Source organism: Nocardiopsis suaedae (assembly GCF_027706745.1).
In the GTDB taxonomy this organism is placed as follows: Bacteria; Actinomycetota; Actinomycetes; order Streptosporangiales; family Streptosporangiaceae; genus Nocardiopsis_A; species Nocardiopsis_A suaedae.
The window spans coordinates 1-18,977 of sequence record NZ_JAQFWP010000071.1 but is presented as its reverse complement, the minus strand read 5'-3'; the positions used below and the strand labels follow the sequence as shown (position 1 = coordinate 18,977).

Annotated in this window: 17 protein-coding genes and 2 pseudogenes; 11 read left to right on the top strand and 8 right to left on the bottom strand. The window is 74.6% G+C overall.

What is annotated here, in order from left to right:
* Positions 1 to 146: 146 nt before the first annotated feature.
* Positions 147 to 1,052 carry an oxygenase MpaB family protein gene (locus O4U47_RS26480; protein WP_270680700.1) on the top strand — a complete coding sequence of 302 codons (906 nt, stop codon included), beginning with the start codon at positions 147 to 149 and terminating at the stop codon, positions 1,050 to 1,052.
* A gap of 9 nt (positions 1,053 to 1,061) precedes the next feature.
* Entirely contained in the window at positions 1,062 to 1,280 is a 219-nt protein-coding gene (locus tag O4U47_RS26475) for a DUF3099 domain-containing protein (RefSeq protein WP_270680699.1), read from the top strand.
* A 73-nt stretch (positions 1,281 to 1,353) separates the two neighbouring features.
* Here O4U47_RS26475 and O4U47_RS26470 read toward each other — a convergent pair whose 3' ends face one another.
* Positions 1,354 to 2,454: a pyridoxal-phosphate-dependent aminotransferase family protein gene (locus O4U47_RS26470; RefSeq protein WP_270680698.1), complete on the bottom strand. Its 1,101-nt coding sequence runs from the start codon at positions 2,452 to 2,454 to the stop codon at positions 1,354 to 1,356.
* Positions 2,455 to 2,694: 240 nt separating this feature from the next.
* On the opposite strand from O4U47_RS26470, the gene O4U47_RS26465 reads away from it, so the two are divergent.
* The 3 genes from O4U47_RS26465 to rox all read left to right on the top strand — a co-directional run bounded on the left by O4U47_RS26465 (position 2,695) and on the right by rox (position 6,570).
* Positions 2,695 to 3,267 (top strand): GNAT family N-acetyltransferase, encoded by a 573-nt coding sequence (locus O4U47_RS26465; protein WP_270680697.1) that lies wholly within the window; start codon positions 2,695 to 2,697, stop codon positions 3,265 to 3,267.
* Between the two features lie 43 nt (positions 3,268 to 3,310).
* Positions 3,311 to 4,825, top strand: coding sequence for an aminopeptidase P family protein (locus O4U47_RS26460; protein ID WP_270680696.1), 1,515 nt, complete (start codon positions 3,311 to 3,313; stop codon positions 4,823 to 4,825).
* Between the two features lie 317 nt (positions 4,826 to 5,142).
* Complete coding sequence (gene rox / locus O4U47_RS26455; RefSeq protein WP_270680695.1) at positions 5,143 to 6,570, top strand: rifampin monooxygenase; 1,428 nt, start codon at positions 5,143 to 5,145, stop codon at positions 6,568 to 6,570.
* 57 nt (positions 6,571 to 6,627) lie between these two features.
* Here rox and O4U47_RS26450 read toward each other — a convergent pair whose 3' ends face one another.
* Complete coding sequence (locus tag O4U47_RS26450) at positions 6,628 to 7,287, bottom strand: lysophospholipid acyltransferase family protein (protein WP_270680694.1); 660 nt, start codon at positions 7,285 to 7,287, stop codon at positions 6,628 to 6,630.
* 102 nt (positions 7,288 to 7,389) lie between these two features.
* On the opposite strand from O4U47_RS26450, the pseudogene O4U47_RS31225 reads away from it, so the two are divergent.
* Positions 7,390 to 7,956: pseudogene (locus O4U47_RS31225) on the top strand (potassium channel family protein); the annotation flags it as partial.
* 235 nt (positions 7,957 to 8,191) lie between these two features.
* Here the strand turns inward: O4U47_RS31225 and O4U47_RS26440 are convergent.
* Positions 8,192 to 9,112 (bottom strand): annotated as a pseudogene (locus O4U47_RS26440) (threonine/serine dehydratase); the annotation flags it as partial.
* A 215-nt stretch (positions 9,113 to 9,327) separates the two neighbouring features.
* On the opposite strand from O4U47_RS26440, the gene O4U47_RS26435 reads away from it, so the two are divergent.
* Both O4U47_RS26435 and O4U47_RS26430 read left to right on the top strand, forming a co-directional pair.
* Positions 9,328 to 10,275 carry a LysR family transcriptional regulator gene (locus tag O4U47_RS26435; protein WP_270680693.1) on the top strand — a complete coding sequence of 316 codons (948 nt, stop codon included), beginning with the start codon at positions 9,328 to 9,330 and terminating at the stop codon, positions 10,273 to 10,275.
* A gap of 39 nt (positions 10,276 to 10,314) precedes the next feature.
* On the top strand, positions 10,315 to 10,968 hold the full coding sequence (locus O4U47_RS26430) for a trimeric intracellular cation channel family protein (protein ID WP_270680692.1): 654 nt from the start codon (positions 10,315 to 10,317) through the stop codon (positions 10,966 to 10,968).
* A 21-nt stretch (positions 10,969 to 10,989) separates the two neighbouring features.
* Here O4U47_RS26430 and O4U47_RS26425 read toward each other — a convergent pair whose 3' ends face one another.
* The gene (locus O4U47_RS26425; RefSeq protein WP_270680691.1) at positions 10,990 to 11,709 is read right to left on the bottom strand and encodes a CBS domain-containing protein; all 720 of its coding nucleotides are present in this window, start codon (positions 11,707 to 11,709) and stop codon (positions 10,990 to 10,992) included.
* A gap of 207 nt (positions 11,710 to 11,916) precedes the next feature.
* Between O4U47_RS26425 and O4U47_RS26420 the strand changes: the two genes are divergently transcribed.
* The 3 genes from O4U47_RS26420 (at position 11,917) to O4U47_RS26410 (ending at position 14,379) form a co-directional block, all read left to right on the top strand.
* Complete coding sequence (locus tag O4U47_RS26420) at positions 11,917 to 12,573, top strand: hypothetical protein (RefSeq protein WP_270680717.1); 657 nt, start codon at positions 11,917 to 11,919, stop codon at positions 12,571 to 12,573.
* A 340-nt stretch (positions 12,574 to 12,913) separates the two neighbouring features.
* Positions 12,914 to 13,780, top strand: a complete 867-nt coding sequence (locus tag O4U47_RS26415; RefSeq protein ID WP_270680690.1) for an ATP-grasp domain-containing protein — start codon at positions 12,914 to 12,916, stop codon at positions 13,778 to 13,780.
* A gap of 83 nt (positions 13,781 to 13,863) precedes the next feature.
* Positions 13,864 to 14,379: a hypothetical protein gene (locus O4U47_RS26410; protein ID WP_270680689.1), complete on the top strand. Its 516-nt coding sequence runs from the start codon at positions 13,864 to 13,866 to the stop codon at positions 14,377 to 14,379.
* On the opposite strand, the gene O4U47_RS26405 is transcribed toward O4U47_RS26410, so the two are convergent.
* The 4 genes from O4U47_RS26405 to O4U47_RS26390 all read right to left on the bottom strand — a co-directional run bounded on the left by O4U47_RS26405 (position 14,376) and on the right by O4U47_RS26390 (position 18,827).
* The gene (locus O4U47_RS26405) at positions 14,376 to 15,197 is read right to left on the bottom strand and encodes an alpha/beta fold hydrolase (protein ID WP_270680688.1); all 822 of its coding nucleotides are present in this window, start codon (positions 15,195 to 15,197) and stop codon (positions 14,376 to 14,378) included. The genes O4U47_RS26410 and O4U47_RS26405 overlap by 4 nt on opposite strands.
* Before the next feature lie 65 nt (positions 15,198 to 15,262).
* Positions 15,263 to 16,144, bottom strand: a complete 882-nt coding sequence (locus O4U47_RS26400) for an alpha/beta fold hydrolase (protein WP_270680687.1) — start codon at positions 16,142 to 16,144, stop codon at positions 15,263 to 15,265.
* A gap of 269 nt (positions 16,145 to 16,413) precedes the next feature.
* A complete protein-coding gene (locus tag O4U47_RS26395; RefSeq protein ID WP_270680686.1) occupies positions 16,414 to 17,241 on the bottom strand; it encodes a thioesterase family protein in 828 nt (275 codons plus the stop codon).
* Between the two features lie 317 nt (positions 17,242 to 17,558).
* Entirely contained in the window at positions 17,559 to 18,827 is a 1,269-nt protein-coding gene (locus O4U47_RS26390; RefSeq protein ID WP_270680685.1) for a Gfo/Idh/MocA family protein, read from the bottom strand.
* Positions 18,828 to 18,977 lie beyond the last annotated feature (150 nt).

Here is an 18,977-nt window from a genome sequence, read left to right as displayed (position 1 = left end):
ACAACGGTTCCCAACTTAGTGGGCTCCGCTGTCGGACCGGTCGCCCCACCGCCGATCGGACCCCGGTGTGCCTAGAATCCGGTTCAGGGGGACCACGCACCCGTGCCGCGGACGTACAGGGCCGCGCAGTGAGAGGAAGGGCCCACATGGAGCAGCCCACCGCCGTCCTCCCGGAGTCCGTCTCCTGGCGCCTGCACATCGACCGGTCCATGTGGGTCGCCGGGGTGCGCGGGCTGATGCTCCAGGCGCTGCACCCGGTGGCGATGCAGGGGGTCTGGCAGCGCTCGGACTTCATGGACGACCCCACGGGGCGGCTGCTGCGCACCGCCGACTTCGTCGCCACCACCACCTACGGCAGCCCTGAGGAGGCCGAGGAGCTGGGCGCGCGGGTGCGCGCGGTGCACCGGCGGCTGCGCTTCACCGACCCGGACAGCGGGGACCGGTACCGCGTCGACGATCCCGGACTGCTGCTGTGGGTGCACTGCGCCGAAGTGGTCTCCTACCTGGAGGTGGTCGTCCGGGCCGGGGTGCGCCTGGGTCCAGGGGACGCCGACCGCTATTTCGCCGAGCAGGCGCGCACCGCCGCCCTCGTGGGGCTCGACCCCGGGGAGGTGCCGGCGTCGGCCGCCCAGATGCGCGCCTACCTGGCCTCGGTGCGGCCGCGGCTCCGTGCGGGGGACGAGGCGCGGGCGGCGGTGCGGTTCCTGCTGTGGCCCGGGGTCCCGGCACACCTGCGCGCGCTGGCGCCGTTCAAGCCGCTGTGGCTGCCCGTCGGGGCGCTGGCCTACTACACGCTCCCGCAGTGGGCGCGGAAGGAGTACGGCATCCTCCCCGAGCCGCCGGGGACGCAGGCGGCGGCGACCGCCTCCCTGCGCGTGCTCCGCAGAGGACTGCACGCGCTGCCGGACGACATCTACAACCGGGTGTTCGACGAGGGCACCCTCGCGCGGGCACGCACCGCGCGGAGGCGCCTCGAAGCGGCGGGCTACGACGTCTCCAGGGGGTTCGCGGGGCTGCGCGACCCGGCCACCTGGCCGGCGGCCGGGCGGTAGCCTGGAGTGGTGAAGCGCCGCATGCGTCGGTACGCCTGGCTGATGGGCGCCTGCCTGGTGCTCTTCGGCGGCTCCCTGCCCGTCTACTACGTGCTCGGGGTGGGGTGGGCGGTGGCGATGTGCGCCGTCGCGATGGTCCTGCCGCCGATCGCGGCCATCATCGGCAACACCCAGGACCCCACCGACCCGCAGGACCACGACGCCTCCTACGGGCCCAACGCCGACTGAGGCGCCCCGCCGACGGCGGGACGCCCTCGTGTCCGGCCGCCCTCGGGGGCGGCTGAAGCGGAGCCGGGAGCGGTCAGGCCTTCAGCGCGGCGCGCAGCGCGGCCAGCACGAGCTCGGCGCGGTCCAGGCGCGCGTTGTGGCCCATCAGGCCGATCCGCCACACCGATGAGGCGAATTCGCCCACGCCTGCGCCGATCTCGATGCCGTACTCGGTGAGCAGGCGCTCACGCACCTTGACCGAGTCCACCCCCTCGGGGACCTTCACCGAGGTGAGCTGGGGCAGGCGGTGCCCCTCGGCCGCGAAGAGCTCCAGGCCCATCTCCTGCAGGCCGTTCTGCAGCAGCTCGCCCGCGGCGCGGTGGCGGGCGGCGACGTCCTGCATGCCCTCCTCCTGGATCCGCTCCAGGGTCCGGTCGAGCGCGGCGATCATGCCCACCGGCGCGGTGTGGTGGTAGGCGCGGCCGCCGCCGGAGCCGCCGCGCACGTAGGCGCCCAGCAGGCCCAGGTCGATGTACCAGACGGGCGGATCCTCCACCCGCCGCTCCCACGCGCGCTCGGAGAAGGTGAACGGCGCCAGGCCGGGGGGCACGCCCAGGCACTTCTGCGTCCCGGAGTAGGCGGCGTCCACCTTCCAGTCGTCGACCGCCACCTCGGTCCCGCCGAGGGAGGTGACGCAGTCGGCGATCAGCAGCGTGTCGTCGGAGCGCGCGCGCAGCGCCGCGCCGAGCGCGCCGATGTCGCTCAGCACGCCGGTGGAGGTCTCGGCGTGCACGGCGGCGACCACGGCCGGCGAGGGGTGGGCGTCCAGGACGCGCTGGACGTCCACCGGCTCGCCCCAGGCGTGGTCGGCGCGCACCACCGTGGCGCCGTACCGGCGCGCGACCTCGCACATGCGCTGGCCGAACAGGCCGTTGACCGCGATGACCGCGGTGTCGCCGGGGCGCACGGTGTTGGCGAAGGCCGCCTCCATGCCCAGCGAACCGGTGCCGGACAGCGGCAGGGTCAGCGGGTTGGAGGTGCCCCACAGCGCGCGCAGGCGGTCGCCGGTGCGGTCGAGGACCTTGATGAACTCCGGGTCGAGGTGGCCCAGGATCGGGGCCGACAGTCCCTGCACGGCCTCGGGGTAGGGGTTGCTCGGTCCGGGTCCCAGGAGGGTGCGCTCGATCAAAGGCATGGACACCACTCTATGGTGCGCCTGGGAAACGCGGGGGAGCCGGGGTGCGGGAGGCCTGTCGGTGTGCGCCGCCCCTCGCCGAAAAAGGGATGATCCGATAGGAAGCGCGCGTTCTGGTCCTGGTGGCGGGGTTCGGGTGAGCCCCCGATCCGGAACCGGCCGGTTCCCGCCTTCCCGCGCGCGGGAGGTCGGGAGGAGAGCGCGGCACGACACGGGGGGAACAGGGAGAGGAGCGCGCCGATGGGTGCGGTGGCAGGGCGGACCGGGGGACTCACGGTCCGGGTGGCCGACATGGGCGACCCCGGGGTGGCCCCCATGCTGGACGGCCTGGCCGCGGAGTACACCGCCCGCTACGGGCACCAGGCCGCCGAGCGCGAGCTCACCGGCACCCCCGACGCCGCCTTCTCCGCCCCTGGCGGCGGCGTCGTGCTCGTGGAGGATGGCGGCCGCGCGGTCGCCGGAGGCGCGTTCCTGCGCAAGGACGCCCGCACCGCCGAGTTCAAGCGCATCTGGACCGACGCCGCGCGCCGCCGCCAGGGCCTGGGCCGCCGCGCGATGGCGGCGCTGGAGGGGGCCGCCGCGCGCCGCGGGTACCTCCGCGCCCACCTGACCACCGGCCCCGAGCAGCCCGAGGCCGTGGCGATGTACGAGCGCCTCGGGTACACGCTCTCCTCCGAGGAGGGGACCGACCCCGAAGGGCGCCGCATCTACTTCGCCTTCGCCAAGGACCTCGCCGCCCCCGGGGAGCGCTGCGCCGACCCCGGGGCCGGTGGGCATTCGGGGGTGCGCGCCGGTGGGGCGTCCTACGATTGACCCAGCGCCGCCACAAGCGGCCGGTACGAGCAGCGAGCGAGCGATGGAGGCCACAGCCGTGACCGAGCAGCAGCACCCCCAGGGGAAGGCGCACAACCCCGGCGGCGCCGAGGCACCCGTGTTCCGGGCACGGAAGAACGGCCAGGAGCAGAAGGTCTCCGCTGAGCTCTCCGACTGGATGCGCACGGGCTGGGCCGACACCGAGATGCGCGGCGTGGACCCCATCGAGCAGGCCGAGCACACGGCACGCCGCCGCGCCGCGCTGAGCGCGCGCTTCCCCGGCGAGCGCTTGGTGATCCCGGCCGGGGGCCTCAAGACCCGCTCGAACGACACCGAGTACCCCTTCCGGGCGGCCTGCGACTACGTGTACCTGTCGGGCGACCAGTCCGACGACGGGTGCCTGGTGTTCGAGCCGCACCCCGGCGGCCACGACGTCACCGCCTACCTGCGCCCCCGCTCCAACCGCGAGAACGGCGAGTTCTGGCTGGACGGCCACGGCGAGCTGTGGAGCGGCCGCCGCAACAGCCTCGCCGAGGGCGCCGCCCGCCTGGGGATCGCCGCCCACGACGTGCGCGAGCTGCCGGCCGTCCTGGAGAAGGCCGCCGACGGCGCCGCCACCCGCGTCGTGCGCGGGCACGACGCCGCGCTGGAGAAGGTCGTCGACGGCCTGCGCGGCGACGCCGGGAAGGCCGCCGAGCGCGACGAGGAGCTGGCCGTCGCGCTGCACGACCTGCGCCTGGTCAAGGACGAGTGGGAGGTCGAGCAGCTCCAGAAGGCCGTGGACTCCACGGTGCGCGGCTTCGAGGACGTCGTGGCGGCGCTGCCCAAGGCCAAGGCGACCTCCGAGCGCTACATCGAGGGCACGTTCTTCCTGCGCGCGCGTGTGGAGGGCAACGACGTCGGCTACGGCACCATTGCCGCCTCGGGCCCCAACGCGACCACGCTGCACTGGGTGCGCAACGACGGGCCGGTGCGTGACGGAGAGCTGCTGCTGCTCGACGCCGGTGTGGAGACGAACGAGCTGTACACCGCCGATGTGACGCGGACCCTGCCGATCTCGGGCACCTTCACCGACGTCCAGCGGCGTGTCTACGACCTGGTGTACAAGGCGCAGGAGGAGTCGATCGCGGCGGTCGCGCCGGGGCGCCCCTTCCGCGACTACCACGTCGCGGCGCAGCGCGCGTTGGCCGAGGGCCTGATCGCGATGGGCCTGCTGGAGGGGCCGGTGGACCGCGTGGTGGAGCTGGGGCTGCAGCGCCGGTACACGCTGCACGGCACCGGGCACATGCTGGGACTGGACGTGCACGACTGCGCCCGCTCGCGCACCGAGGAGCACCTCTACGGCGAGCTGAAGCCGGGCATGGTGCTCACGGTGGAGCCGGGCCTGTACTTCCAGCCCGACGACCTGACGGTGCCCGAGGAGCTGCGCGGCATCGGCGTCCGGATCGAGGACGACGTGGTCGTGACCGAGGACGGCAACCGCGTGATGTCCGCCGGGCTTCCGCGCCGGTCCGACGAGGTCGAGGCCTGGCTGGCCGAGCACCTGCCGAAGTCCTAGGGGGTCCGGAGCCCGCCCCGCCGACGCGTGGAACGCGACGGCGGGGCGGGCTCGTCGCGTTCGGGCCGCAGAAGGACCGTCCATTGTGGACGGTCAGTGGCAGGACTCTCCCTGCCAGTCTCAATCTATAGCAGCCCCCGGGGCTTGCCGCAAGACCCCCGTGATGGCGCACAATCGACCCTCCAGGCCGGGACCCGCCCAGGTCACCGGGCGTGTCGGTGATGCGCGCAGACGGCTGCGGAGGGACGCGCGCCACGGCCGGACGACGCCTCGTCCGGTCCCGGCCATCGGCGCACTGAAGGGGATGAAGGGTTCAGATGAACGACGTGATCGTGGTCGGCGGCGGCCCCACCGGCATGATGCTCGCCGCCGAACTGCGGCTGTGGGGCGTGCGGGCGGTCGTGGTCGAGAAGGACGCCGAGCCGACGCCCGTCGTCCGCTCGCTCGGCCTGCACGTGCGCAGCATCGAGCTGATGGACCGGCGCGGGCTGCTGGACCGGTTCCTGGAGCACGGCACGGCCCACCCCCTCGGCGGGTTCGCCGGGATCCCCAAGCCCGAGCCGGAAGGGCTCGACACCGCGCACGGGTACGTGCTCGGCATCCCGCAGACCGTCACCGACCGGCTGCTGGCCGAACGCGCGGCCGAACTCGGTGCCGACATCCGGCGCGGCGGCGCGCTGGCCGGGCTGTCCCAGGACGGGGAAGGGGTCACCGCCGAACTGGACGACGGGCGGACGCTGCGCGCCCGCTACCTCGTGGGCTGCGACGGCGGCCGGAGCACCGTGCGCCGCGCGCTCGGCATCGGCTTCCCCGGCGAGCCCAGCACCAACGACACGCTGCTGGGCGAGATGGAGGCCACCGCCCCCGTCGACGAGATCGTCTCGGTGATGACCGAGGTCCGCAAGACCAACCTGCGCTTCGCCGCCGGGCCCGTCCCGGACGGCGGCGGCAGGATCCGCGTGGTCGTGCCCTCCGAGACGGTGGCCGGGGACCGCACCGAGCCGCCGGCGTTCGACGAGTTCCGACGGCAGCTGCGGGTGTACGCCGGGACCGACTTCGGGGTCCACGCGCCGAGCTGGCTCTCCCGCTTCGGCGACGCCACCCGGCTGGCCGAGCGCTACCGTCTGGGCCGGGTGCTGCTGGCCGGGGACGCGGCGCACATCCACCCGCCGCTGGGCGGGCAGGGCCTCAACCTCGGCGTCCAGGACGCCGTCAACCTCGGGTGGAAGCTGGCCGCCGAGGTCCGCGGCCACGCGCCCGCCGGGCTGCTGGACACCTACGCCACCGAGCGGCGCCCGGTGGCCGAGAGCGTCCTCGACAACACCCGCGCCCAGTCCGTCCTGATCTCGACCGACCCCGGCGCGCAGGCGGTGCGGCGCCTGTTCGCGGAGCTGATGGACTTTCCGGAGGTGAACCGGTACCTGGTGGAGAAGGTCACGGCGCTCGGGGTCCGCTACGACCTCGGGGGCGGGCACCCGCTGGTCGGTACCCACCTGCGGGACGTCCCCCTGAAGGAGGGCCGCCTGTACGAGCGGATGCACGGCGGGCGCGGCCTCCTGCTGGACCGGACCGGCGCTCTGTCCGCGGCGGGCTGGGAGGACCGCGTCGACCACATCGTCGACGAGAGCGGCGAACTGGGCGTCGCCGCGGTGCTCGTCCGCCCGGACGGGCACGTGGTGTGGGCCGGGGACGACCGGAACGGCCTGACAGAGCGGCTGGAGGAGTGGTTCGGGCCGGCCGCCTGAGGGGCCGCACCCGCCCCCGCGTTGCGGAGCCGATCCGCTGTCGCGGCGCGGGGGCGCTCACGACCTGGGGTTGTACTCCCGCGCGCGCTCCTGGCCCGACAGGTCGGCGATCGCGTCCATCACCTCGTCGGTGACGATCCTGCGCGCGCGGCCGGTCTTCAGGTGGCCGTATCCGAAGGAGAAGTCCAGCGGCTCGCCGAAGCGCAGGGCGATGGGGGCGATCCTGGGGACCTTCGCGTCGATGGGCTGTACCCGGTCCGTTCCCCGGACCGCGACCGGGACCACCGGCGCCCCCGACGCCAGGGCCAGGTGTGCGACGCCCGTGCGCCCCCGGTACAGTCGCCCATCGGGCGAGCGCGTGCCCTCGGGATAGATCGCGAAGGCGCCGCCGTCCTTGAGGACCGAGAGCCCGAGGTCCAAGGCGCCGACGGCCTCCCGTCCCCCGCCGCGCCGCACAGGGACCGCCCCGAGCGCGGTGAACACCGTGCGCGAGGCCCGCCCCTTGAGCCCAGGGGCGTCGAAGTACTCGGCCTTGGCGAGGAACCGGACCGTCCGGGGCACCGCGAGGGGGATGACGACGCTGTCGCAGAACGACAGGTGATTGGAAGCGAGAATGACCGGGCCGTCCCCGGGGATGTTCCCCAGGCCGCGTATGTCCGGACGGTACAGTGCGCGGCCCGTGACCGAGCCGATCCTGCGCAGCGCCCTGTAGGTCATGCGTCCCCTTCCAGTGGTGCGACCCGCAAAGGGTAGCCACGGGCCCCGGGCGCGGTGCTTCCCCGCCCCCTTGAACCCGAACGACGACCGGAGCGAACGGGCATGCCTGACACCCACCCCACCGAGACCAGACTGGAGAACTGGCGGCGGCGCACCTTCGCCCCGCTCTTGGCGGCCTCCCTCGTCTTCTTCGCCGCCTACGCGTGGCCCATCATCGACCCCGGACTGTCCGCCACCTGGCGGCTGGTGTGCGAGGGCGCCATCTGGGCGGTGTGGGGCGTCTTCGCCGCGGACTACCTGGCCCGCCTGACCCTGGCGCCGCGCAAGGCCGTGTTCGTCCGCCGCAACTGGTTCGACCTGGTGGTCATCGTGCTGCCGGTGCTGCGCCCGCTCCGGCTGGTGCAGGTGATCCTGGTGCTCGGGTTCATCAACAAGCGGGCCCGGATGGTGACGCTGCGCCGGAGCGTGGCCTGGTACGCCGGGGCCGGGGCGGTGCTGCTGATCGTGTGCGCCGCGCTGGCGGTGCTCGACGCCGAGCGCGGTGCGCCCGGCGCGGTGATCACGGACTTCCCCGAGGCCCTGTGGTGGGCCGCCACCACGGTGACCACGGTGGGCTACGGCGACTTCTACCCGGTGACCCTGTGGGGGCGGGTCGTGGCGATCGTGCTGTTCACCGCCGGGATCGCCCTGCTGGGCGTGGTCACCGGCACCCTGGCCTCCTGGTTCGTGGAGAAGCTGGACACCGCCCAGGAGACCGCCACCGCGACCCAGAGCCAGGTCGAGGACCTGATGGAGGAGGTCCGCACCCTGCGCGCCGAACTCGCCCGGAGCACGGCCGCGCCGGCGGCCGCCGGAAGCGGGGCGCCCGCCGCCGAGGCGGGCGGCGACCTGCCGGAGGCCGGACCGGACGCCAGTCGGCGTTGGCGCCGCACACCACCAGGCACGGGTGCTCGGCGGGCACCCGCCCGGCCAGCCAGGCGGCGAAGGGCACGGCCGCCGCGGGTTCGGCGGCGATGCGGAACTCCTCCCACAGCCGGTCCCGCGCCGCGATGATCTCCTCGTCGTCCACCAGGGCCGTCTCCACCGGGTTCGACCGCAGCACCTCGAACGGCACGTCGCCCAGCCGGGCCGCGCCCAGCGCGGAGGAGGCCACCGAGTCCACCGGCGTGTCGACCGGCTCCCCGGCGCGCACCGCCGCGTGCATGCTCGGGCACCCCTCCGGCTCCACCGCGACGACCGTGCGCGCGCCCGCCCCCAGCCGCACGCCCGCGGCGAGCCCGCCCCCGCCGACGGCCACCGCCACCGCGTCGCACCAGGGGGCGTCCTGGGCGATCTCCCGGCCGATGGTGCCCTGTCCGGCCACCACGTTCGGGTCGTCGTAGGCGTGCAGGTAGCGCAGGCCCTCGCGCTCGGCGTGGTCCACCGCCGCCTGCGCCGCCAGCGCGTAGTGCTCGCCGACGCGCACCAGCTGGGCCCCGGAGGCCTCCAGCCGCCGGGCCTTGGCCTCGGGCACCGTCTCGGGGACGTACACCACCGCCTCGATGCCCAGCAGCCGGGCGGCGGTGGCCACCCCCAGCCCGTGGTTGCCGCCCGAGGCGGTCACCACGCGGGCGGTCCTCCCGCCCGACAGCAGCGCGTTGAGCGCGCCGCGCAGCTTGAACGCCCCGGTCAGCTGCAGGTGCTCCAGCTTCAGCGTCAGCGGGCGCCCGTCCACCCGCGCGGTCAGCACCGGGGTGCGGCGGGCGTAGGGCGCGATGCGCTCGGCCGCGGCGCGGACGTCGGCCGACGTGGGCAGATGGGCGGGAAGGGCGGTGCTCGGTGTCATGCCTCCCACTCTGCCCCCGTGCCTCCTTAAGTTAAAGTTGTGTCTGCTTACATTGATTAAGCAGAACTTTAAGAAGAACCGGGTCTCGGACACGCGCCGGGCGGATGCGGCCCGCGCCGCTCGACCACCGGTCAGAGCACGATCGACCTGGGGATTCTCCGACCCGGCGGAGGCGCCGTGGGGGGCGGGGACGGCCCCCGGGAGGGGAGGGCGCGGTGCTCGACGCCAACCGGGTGCGCGTGCTGGTCGAGGTGGCCCACGCCGGGTCCGTCAGCGCCGCCGCCGAGCGCATGTCCTTCTCCGCTCCGGCCGTCTCCCAGCAGCTCACCAAGCTCGAACGGGAACTGGGCTGCGCCCTGCTGGAGCGCGGGCGCGGCGGTGTGCGCCTGACCGCGGCCGGGCGGGAGCTGCTGGCCTACGGCGAGCGCGTGATGGGCGACCTGCGCGACGCCGAGGCCGCGGTCCGGGCGGCGGCCGGAGAGGCGCCCCGGCGGCTCGCCCTCGGCGCGTTCGCCAGCGCGGGCAAGACCCTGGTTCCCAGCGCGCTGGCGGCGTTCCGGCGCGCCCACCCGGACGTGCGGCTCGCGCTGTCGGACGTTGAACCGCCCGACGGGTACGGCCTGGTCACCTCCGGCGACCTGGACCTGCTCATCACCCACCGCTACCCCGGCGTGCCGCTCCCCGCCGCGGCCGGGCTGCACCGCGAGCGCATCCTCGTCGATCCGCTGCTGCTGGTGGTGCCCGAGGGCCACCCCGCCGGAGAGCCCGGCACCCCGCGGCTGGAGGACCTGGCGGGGGAGGAGTGGATCTGCGGCGCCCCCGGCATCTCCAACCGGGTCGCGCTGGAGTCGGCCGCCCAGGAGGCGGGCGTGCGGATCACCGTGGCGCACGAGACCCGCGACTACGAGGTGATGCTGGCGCTGATCCGGGCGGGTGTGGGCGTCGGGCTCATCCCCAGGACCATCCTCGGCTCCGCCCCCAAGGAGGGGTGGGCGGCGCGGCCGTTGTCAGGGGGAGCGGGCGGGGCCGGCAGGCGGGCCCTGGCGCGGGAGATCTACGTCGTGCACCGCAGGCGCCCGTGGCGTCCGGTACCCGAGATGGTGGAGATGCTGAAGGGGGCGGCGCGCCGCGCGCGCGAACGCGGCGCCGAGCGCTTCGGTTGAGGCCCAGGGGCCTTCGGCAGGAGGGGGGATACGGGAGGCATGGACCTCACCGACGCCCAGCGCTTCGCATTCGACGCGCTGGACCTGATCGGCGCGTTCGCCTTCGCGGTGTCGGGGGCGCTGGCCGCGGTCCGGCGCGGGTTCGACGTCGTCGGCATCGCGATGCTGGCCTGCTGTACGGCGTTCGGCGGAGGGATCGTGCGGGACGTGCTCATCGGCGCGGTGCCCCCGGCGGCCTTCCACGACCTGCGCTACCTGGCCACCGCGCTGGTGGCGGCCGCTCTGATCATCCTGTGGCACCCGCCGCCGCGGCTGGCGGGCGCCCCGCTGGACGCCGCCGACGCCATCGGGCTGGGCCTGTACTGCGTCACCGGGACGGTCAAGGCGCTGGAGTACGGCCTGGGGCCGGTCCCGGCGGCGCTGATGGGGGTGGCCACGGCCGTCGGCGGCGGCATGCTGCGCGACCTGCTCACCGCCCGCACGCCCTCGGTTCTGCGCCGCGACTCCGAGATCTACCTGGTCCCGGCCCTGGTCGGGGCGTCGGCCACCTCCCTGGTGACGGTGGCGGGCGCTTACTCCTGGTGGACCGCGTCGCTGGCCGGGCTGGGAGCGATCGCGCTGCGGCTGCTGGCGCTCCGCTTCCACCTGCGCGCCCCGCTCGCCCGCGGCGGCCGCGACCGCACGGAGGGGTGAGCCGCGGCCGACGGACCGGGTTCAGCGCGCCCGCCACTGCACGTGGTCCGGGACGACGTCGTCCACGCGCCAGTTCAGGGCGTTGTCCACGCCGACCACGCCCTCCACCGAGGCCGTGCGGCGCGCCGACCGCTCGCCGTCGCTGCGCCGGTTCACCCGGCCGGTCAGCCGGACCCGGCCCTCCTCCACGCCGGCCTCCACGCCCCGGGCCGCCGGGCCCAGGGTGTCCTCCAGCTCGCGCCGCACCTCGACGGAGATGGACGCGTCGTCGCGGTCGAAGACCCGGAGCAGGTCCCTGCGGGTGACGATGCCGACGAGGCGGCCCCGCCCGTCGACCACCGGCAGCCGCTTCACCCCGCGCCGCTCCATGAGCCGGGCGGCCTGCACCACGGAGGCGTCGGGCGAGGTGGTGACCGGCGGTGCCGACATCAGGTCGCGTGCGGTGGCCGCGGCGGCCTTGTCCGCGGCGCGCCGCCTGCCAGGGCCCGCCCCGCTCAACAGGGCCCGCAGGCGGGCGCGCAAAGGCGGCCAGTAGTCCTCGTCGGGGGCGACGCGCTTGAACTCCTCCTTGTGCAGCAGGTCCTGGTCGGAGACGACCCCGGACACGCGGCCGTCGGCGCCGACCACCGGGACCGCGCTCACGGACGCCGAGAGCAGGACGTCGACGATCTCCTTGTACGCGGCGCCTTCGCCGACCGACAGCACATCAGTGGTCATGACGCGGTTGACCGTACTGGGCATGGGGCCCTCCTCAATGCTCCGGAAAGGTCGGGGGGACGCCTCCGAGTCTGCGTCCCGGAGGAGCCGTCGGTCAGTGCCGTCGGCGCCTCGGAGCCGGGGCCTTCGTCGTGCCTATAGGAGGGAACCGGACGAATCATCGTCCCGGAGCCGAAACGGGAAAACCGGTGGCGTGGGGCATGCCGGGCCGCTAGGTTCTCCGGCGTGAACATGACGCTCGGCGACGCCTTCAACCGGCGCAAGAAGCTCGCATCGGACCTGCAGTCCTGGCTCAACCGCCTCGGCCTGGCAGGGGCGGAGCGCCGTTCCTACCGGACGACCAGTCTTGAGGGCGACGGCGCCTACCGCCCGGAGCCGGGGACCGAGAAGGCGACCTCGCGCGCCTACACCGTGCCCGAGTGCCAGGAGCGGATCGCCGCGATCCTGGCCGAGGACGAGGAGCTTGCGCTGCGCATCTCCCGCACCAACCAGCGGGCGCGCGCGGAGATCGAGGACCTCGACGGGCGCGTGCGCACCCTGTCCGTCCCCGAGCTGCTGGTGCTCAAGGACGATGTCATCCCCAAGCTCGAACAGGCCGCGCGGGCGGTGCCGCTGCGCGCCGACGGCGTCGGCGTGTACGACAGCGGGGACGACTGGATCCGGTACCGCACGGTCAAGAAGGTCGAGCGCAAGCGGGAGTCGTTCAGCGACAAGGGCCTCAAGATCGAGGAGGTCGAGCTGGAGGGCTACGACATCACCGAGGTCACCGACTACGGTCTGCCGCGGCGCAGCCAGTGGGACGAGGTCGACCGCATCGCCGAGTTCGCGCAGCGGGTCAAGCAGGCGATCAACCGGGCCAACAAGACCGAACTGGTCGAGCTGGACTGACCTGCCGCCGATCCGGCGCCGCCCCTCCTCCGGCCGGACGGGACGGCCCCAGAACAGCGGGGCCGGGGCACCGAAGTGTCGGTCGTAGAAAGGTATCCGGGTAGCAGGTCTTTTCGCCTATCCGCCTACCACACATTGAGCAGGTGTGTTCGTTGTACGCCTTGTAGAACGCGGCATGGAGCGCCGCGGGTAGACGGGCATATGCGCAACAGGTCACCGGTCACCGGTACCACCACATCTGAAGGGTTCCACACACCCTGGCCAGCCCCGGTCACCGCTCTTGGGGCCCGGAAGCCGCCCCAGCTCCGGGCCCCAAGGCCTGTCGTGAGGAGAGACCCCCATGCCGCCCGGCGCGTTCCTGTACCCGGCCGACCCGCTGAGGCCGCGCGCCGTCGACGAGGCGTTCCGCGCTGAGGCGCAGCGGATGCGCGCCGAAGGCGCGGAGGTCGGACGCCTCGACCACGACGCGCTGGTCGCAGGGGAGGCGGACCGTTCCCTGTCCAAGGTGCCGTGCGACGGTGCCGCCCTGTGGTACCGGGGCTGGATGGTGCCGGTCCCGCGCTACAGGGAGCTGGAGGCCGCCCTGGAGGCACGCGGCGCCCGGCTCGCCGTCGGCGCGGACGCCTACGCGCGCGCCCACGAGCTGCCCGGGTGGTACGCGCACTTCGCGGGCCTGACCCCGGCGAGCGTGTGGTGCGCGGCCGCACCCGGGCACGCCCCGGAGGCGAGCATGCTCGCCCGTGCCGTGACGCCATTGGGGAAAGGCCCCGGCTTCGTCAAGGACTTCGTGAAGTCGCGCAAGCACGAATGGCGCGAGGCCTGCTTCGTCCCCGATCTGGCGGACACCGCCGCGCTGCACGCCGTGGCCGCGCGCATGGTCGAACTCCAGGGTGACTTCCTGGCCGGTGGTGTGGTGGTGCGGGCCTTCGAGGACTTCAGCGGACCCGAGGCGCGTGCGTGGTGGGTGCGCGGCCGACCGGTGTCGGTCGGGGCGCACCCGGACACACCGGACGAGGCGCCGCACCCGCCGGAGGCGTTCGTGGAAGAGGTGGCGCGCCGGGTGGACGCCCTCGGGCATCCGTTCATCGTCACCGACCTGGCGTGCACGGCCGACGGGCGGTGGCGCGTGGTGGAGGTCGGCGACGGCCAGGTGACGGGCCTGCCGGAGGGCACGGCCCCGGAGGAGGTCCTGGGGCGGCTCGCCTGAGAGCCGTCCGTGCGGACCTCGCGGGGACCCGATTCGCGGCCGTCGTGCGCGGTTAGCGCCCCTGGGAGAGGAGGCGATGCGCAATGACCTCGTCGACGATGATCATCGCCTTGCTGCTCCTGCTCAGCGCCGTATTCGGCATCTGGTGGCTGGTGCAGTGGACCGCCGGGCCCCGGAGGTATTTCCTGGCGGGCAAGGCCGACCCCCGACGCGAACGGTTCCCCCCGCGCGCGCGGGACGCGCTCGCACCCCGGACGGTGGAGGAGGCGCCGGGCGCCGGGGACAGCTTCGACGCGCCCATCGGAGAGCGCGCCGCCGCCGTCATCGAGGGGGAGCGGCACGGCCGTTCCACCGTGAGCACCAGCATCGACTCGGCCGCGCGCGGGTTCATCGATGACATGGCGGACGAGCCCGAGCGCGGCCCGCAACCGCCGCCGTGGGCCGTCGGCAAGCGCCGTCGGCACCACCGGAGCCCCCGCCGTGCCGCAGGAGGCCCGCAGAGGCGTTCGGGAGCGTCGGGAGTGTCCCCCGCCGACGAACCGGCCTGGGGCACGACCCGCCCCTACACCCGCCGCCCCGGTGATCCGCGCGGCTATTAGTGCCCCTGCGGTGCGGGCCGCGCCGCCGCGTGCAGCCGGTGGCGCCGGAGGTGGTCCATGACCGCCTCGGCCGCCTCCTCGGCCCGCTCCTCGAAGTAGGCGTGCCGCGCGCCCTCAAGAAGGTGGAGCCGGGCCTCCGGGATGCGGTCGGCGATCAGGCGGGCGTTGGCCGCGGGGGCGAACGCGTCGTCGGTGCCGTGCAGCACCAGAGCGGGGGCGGTGATCGAGGGGAGGGCGTCCCAGGCGTCGTGCGCCCTGCTGGCGGCCAGGTGGGCCCTGCGCGCGTGCGGTTCCATCGACGGGTCGCCCAGAACGCGGTAGGGGCCGGGGTGGCGCTCGGCCCACTCGGGCGTGAACATGAGCCCGATCAGCGTGCGCCGTGCCGCCTCGCGGTCGGGCGAGCCCAGTGCGCGCGCGATGGCGGGGGAGGCGTTCACCGCGTTCGGCCCGCCGGGGGAGGTGCAGCCCAGCACCAGCGCGCCCACCCGTTCGGGATGGTCGGCGGCGATCCACTGGGCGACCTTGCCGCCCATCGACGTCCCGTACACGTGGGCGCGCTCCACGCCCAGGTCGTCCAGGACCGCCACCGCGTCGGCGGCGAACCGGCGGGTGGAGTACTCGGCCTCGCGCGGGGCGTCCGAGGCACCGGTGCCCAGGTGGTCGGCGGCGATGGTGCGGAACCCGGCGCCGAGCCCGGGACGGACGCCGTCCCACCAGGTGCGGGCGTTGGCCTGTCCGGCGAGCAGCAGCAGGGGCTCACCCGATCCGCGCACGTCGTAGTGGATTCGGGCCTGGTCGGGAGCGGTCGCGTACGGCACCCGCGCATTCTAGTGCGCACCGGGGCGGACGGGGCGCCTCGGGAGGCAGGGGGCGCCGACAGGCCTCAGACCTTCGACAGGAACGTGCCGATGCGGGCGCGGATCCGGGGACGGTCGTCGCCGTACCAGATGAGGTGGCTGTCGGCCGCGCTCTCCACCAGTTCGGCCCCCAGCGCCTCGGACAGGGCCTCGGCGTGGGCGAAGGGGACCGCGCCGTCCCTGCGGGAGGCGGCCACCAGGGCGGGCTGGGCCACCAGCGCGGTCGCCGGGCGCGGGGCGGCCGCGGCGCGCAGGTCCAGGGTGAACCCGGCCCCCGAGCGCATCCGGGAGAACAGTCCGGCCAGCTCCCGCCGCCGGTCGTGGGGGAGCCGGGCGACCACCTGGCGGGGCGGCTCGGTGGACAGGCCGCCCATCATCGCGCGCAGCCCGGCCAGGGGGTTGGCGCGCATCATGCCCCGGACGCCCGCCCACGTGGCGGCCTCGGTGCCGGGGGCGAAGACGGCGCGGCCCACGCGCCGGACGGCGGGCTCGGGCCAGGGGAGGGGGCCCACCGAGCTCTCCAGGACCAGGGAGCGCACCAGGCGCGGGTGGCGGGCGGCCATCGCGATCGCGGTCAGGCCGCCGGCGGAGACGCCCACCGCGGCGTCGACCCGCTGAAGGCCCAGACGGCGGCAGAGTTCGGCGGCGGCGTCGGCGAACCCCTCGGGCGTGGTGCCGGTGGACACGGGGGTGCGTCCGTATCCGGGGCGGGAGACCGCGAGGACGCTGCGCCCGCCGTCGGCGAAGGCGTCTTCGCCCTGGGGGAGGGAGGCGCGCATGTGGCCTCCGTGGAACACCACCGCGGCGGTGGGGCCTACACGGTGGAGCCGGTACTCGATGCGTCCGGCCGTCAGGTCGGCCACGGAGGTGGGGTGCTCGGGGAAGCCGGCTCGGGGATCAGGGCGCACGGGACCTCCGGAGGTGCGGGCTCGCCGCCGCAGGGGGAGCCGGGCCTTTCATCCTAGGGGCCGCTGGTGCGGCCGCTCCTAGGAGCCCGGCGCCGTTGCCGCCCAAGGGAGCGCGCGTCGCGCGCTCCCTTGGGCTCTGGAGGGCGGATCGGACGGGCGTTCCCAGCGCTCTGGAAAGGCGTTGCCATAATCTACGAAGTAAAGCCGAGGGTGCGGTGCGCCGTCAGGACCCCCTGGAGCGCGCCGCACCCCCTCAGAGGCGCGTCGGGTCAGTCCGGGGTCCGGACCGCAGCGATCTGGGAAGCCTGGGCCACAAGACGGTCCTTGGCGTCCCACGCAGTCGCCGTCACGTCCATCCGGTCCCCGGAGACCTCCTCGGCCTGCATCGCGACACGCACCGGCCCCGGTGCGGGGACGGCGCGGATGTAAGCGCTCATCTGCACGGTCGGCGCCCACCCGGGCATGCCCAGGTCATAGGAGACCGGCGGCACCATGTCCAGGGCCACCAGCAGGGAAAGCGGGTCCCACGCGGCGCCGTCGGCGAGCCGCTGCCACCCGGCGACGCGTCCGCGCATCGACGGCCTGCCCGCCATGGCGTTCAGGATGTCGGGGTCGATCCTCTGGTCGACGGCCTCCATCAGGGGGACGCGGAACTCCGATCCGGGGACCTCCGCGGGCGAGGGGACGCAGTCGTGCTCGGGAGGCAGGGCGGCCGGTTCCGTGCGGCTCCAATAGGGGGCGCCGCCGTCCAGGGCCCCGTTGGTGGCCAGCGCCTCGACGCAGGGCGCTCCGTCCTGGGAGAGGCGGACCCGCACCCGTGTCGTCCCCTTGCCCGCGCGCAGCGTCTCGACCTCCACCTCGGCGGGGCCGGGCAGCGGCGGGCGGATGAAGGAGGCGGCCATGGCCGCCAGGTCCGGGTGGGCGCCGTCGGCGGACCGGGCGGCGGCACGCCCCATGACCGCCATCAGGTAGCCGCCGTGGAGCTTGTCGCCGACCGCCCATTGCGGGTCCAGGTCGGCGGTGAAGGCGTGGCGGGCGGCGCCGGGCCGCGGGGCGGGCGGCCCGGTGAGCGCCGTGGCGGCCGTGAAGTCGGCCATGCGGGGATCTCCTCCGTGTGCGGTGGGCAGGTAGGTCCCCGAGTCTATTGGTCAACTAGTTGAATATTTTGCGGGGGAGGGCGATGAGGAACCGCGGCCCCGCCCGCTCGGGTGCGGGTACGGAGTGCGCGCCACCAGGACCGAACCGCGGACCTCGGCGGACTCAACGGCGATGAGGAGGCGGCCGCCCATGCAGTCCCGGTCGTAGGTGGGGCGGTGCCGGACCCGCCGGCGGTATGCGCGGCCGTCGACGGTGATCGCGCGCGAACCCTTGCGTACCAGTGCCGATCCGTCCTCGTCCTCGCACTCGGGGCGCGCTACCGCTCCTGCCGCCCGCCCTCCTCGGGGAGGCACACCACCCGGCCCTCCAGCCGGGCGCGCTCGGCGGCGAACACCAGCAGGTGGGAGCGGAGCGCGTCCTCACCGCTCGTCTCCACCAGCCCCGGATCGTCCGCGGCGATCCCCGCGAAGAACGCCGACAGCAGGCCCCCGTCGCCGCCGCCGTGGCCGGCGCCCGCGCCGCCCGCCGACTCGGGCTTCAGGGTCTCGGTGGTGCGGGTGAGGAAGTCGTACACGGTCACGGTCTCGCCGTCACAGTACAGTTCGCCGTCGGTGCCGAACAGGGTGGTGCGGCGGTGCCCCGCCTGCGTGAAGGCGGTCATCGTGAAGGTCCCCGCCGCCCCGCCCTCGAATTCCAGGGCCACCACCTGCCGGTCGACCACGTCGTTGTCGCTGTGGTAGACGCAGCGGCCGTAGGGGCCGGTGCGCAGCGCCTCGGCCACCGACTCGGCGGTCGGCTCGGGGGTGAGCACGTCCAGGGGCCATCCGGTGACCCCCTGCTCCAGGAAGCGGCCGTAGATCCGCGGGGCCGAGTAGGCGCACTCGGGCTCGACGGGGCACTCGGTGCAGCGCTCGGCCGCACCCTGCGGGGCCTGCTCGGGGCGGAAGTGGCGCAGCGACCCGAACGACGACACCGCCGTGGGCTCACGGCCCACCACATAGCGGATCCAGTCCAGGTCGTGGCAGGACTTGGCGAGCAGCATGGGCGCCGCGTCGGCGGTACGCCGCCAGTTGCCGCGCACGTAGGAGTGGGCGTGGTGCCAGAAGCCGACCGGCTCGATGTGGTCGATGCCGGTCACCCGGCCGATCCGCCCGGCCTCCAGCAGGGAGGTGACCAGGCGGGTGTAGGGGGCGTGGCGGAGCACGTGGCCGACGCTGAGGAGCACCCCGGCGCGGTGGGCGGCCTCCACGATCGCCGTGCAGTCGGCGGGGGTCTGGGCCAGAGGCTTCTCCACCATCAGGTGGTGCCCGGAGGCGGCGAAGGCCAGGGCGGGCTCCAGGTGGGCGTCGTCGAGCGTGCACACCAGCGCGGCGTCCGCGGTGCGGGGGAGCGCGGCGGCCTCGCGCCAGTCGGCGAACCGGGCCTCCTGCGGCACCCCGCACGCGTCGCCCAGGCGGTCGCGGTAGGCGGGGCGGGGCTCGGCCACCGCGACCACCCGCGCGATGTCGGGGTGCTCCCGGATCCAAGCGGCGTAGGCGCTGCCGCGCGATCCGGCTCCCACGACCAGTACCCGTATCGGCGCCATGCGGGGTTTCCTCCTCACCCGTGGGCCCGCGCGGTGCGGGCGGTCCCGTCTCGCCGGGGTTCCTTCCCGCCGCGGGCGCCGGGGACCCGGGCGGCCGGGGCCCAGCCGGGGGCGGCCGGGCCCCCGGCCGGGGGTCAGCAGAAGATCCAG

What these genes read in the sequence shown, in the direction of transcription:
- O4U47_RS26430 (WP_270680692.1), top strand. Translation starts at nt 10,315, where the DNA reads ATGGACCTCACCGACGCCCAGCGCTTCGCATTCGACGCGCTGGACCTG.
- O4U47_RS26450 (WP_270680694.1), bottom strand. Translation starts at nt 7,287, where the DNA reads ATGACCTACAGGGCGCTGCGCAGGATCGGCTCGGTCACGGGCCGCGCA.
- rox (WP_270680695.1), top strand. Translation starts at nt 5,143, where the DNA reads ATGAACGACGTGATCGTGGTCGGCGGCGGCCCCACCGGCATGATGCTC.
- O4U47_RS26465 (WP_270680697.1), top strand. Translation starts at nt 2,695, where the DNA reads ATGGGTGCGGTGGCAGGGCGGACCGGGGGACTCACGGTCCGGGTGGCC.
- O4U47_RS26460 (WP_270680696.1), top strand. Translation starts at nt 3,311, where the DNA reads ATGGAGGCCACAGCCGTGACCGAGCAGCAGCACCCCCAGGGGAAGGCG.
- O4U47_RS26390 (WP_270680685.1), bottom strand. Translation starts at nt 18,827, where the DNA reads ATGGCGCCGATACGGGTACTGGTCGTGGGAGCCGGATCGCGCGGCAGC.
- O4U47_RS26420 (WP_270680717.1), top strand. Translation starts at nt 11,917, where the DNA reads ATGACGCTCGGCGACGCCTTCAACCGGCGCAAGAAGCTCGCATCGGAC.
- O4U47_RS26410 (WP_270680689.1), top strand. Translation starts at nt 13,864, where the DNA reads ATGACCTCGTCGACGATGATCATCGCCTTGCTGCTCCTGCTCAGCGCC.
- O4U47_RS26425 (WP_270680691.1), bottom strand. Translation starts at nt 11,709, where the DNA reads ATGCCCAGTACGGTCAACCGCGTCATGACCACTGATGTGCTGTCGGTC.
- O4U47_RS26470 (WP_270680698.1), bottom strand. Translation starts at nt 2,454, where the DNA reads ATGCCTTTGATCGAGCGCACCCTCCTGGGACCCGGACCGAGCAACCCC.
- O4U47_RS26480 (WP_270680700.1), top strand. Translation starts at nt 147, where the DNA reads ATGGAGCAGCCCACCGCCGTCCTCCCGGAGTCCGTCTCCTGGCGCCTG.
- O4U47_RS26395 (WP_270680686.1), bottom strand. Translation starts at nt 17,241, where the DNA reads ATGGCCGACTTCACGGCCGCCACGGCGCTCACCGGGCCGCCCGCCCCG.
- O4U47_RS26415 (WP_270680690.1), top strand. Translation starts at nt 12,914, where the DNA reads ATGCCGCCCGGCGCGTTCCTGTACCCGGCCGACCCGCTGAGGCCGCGC.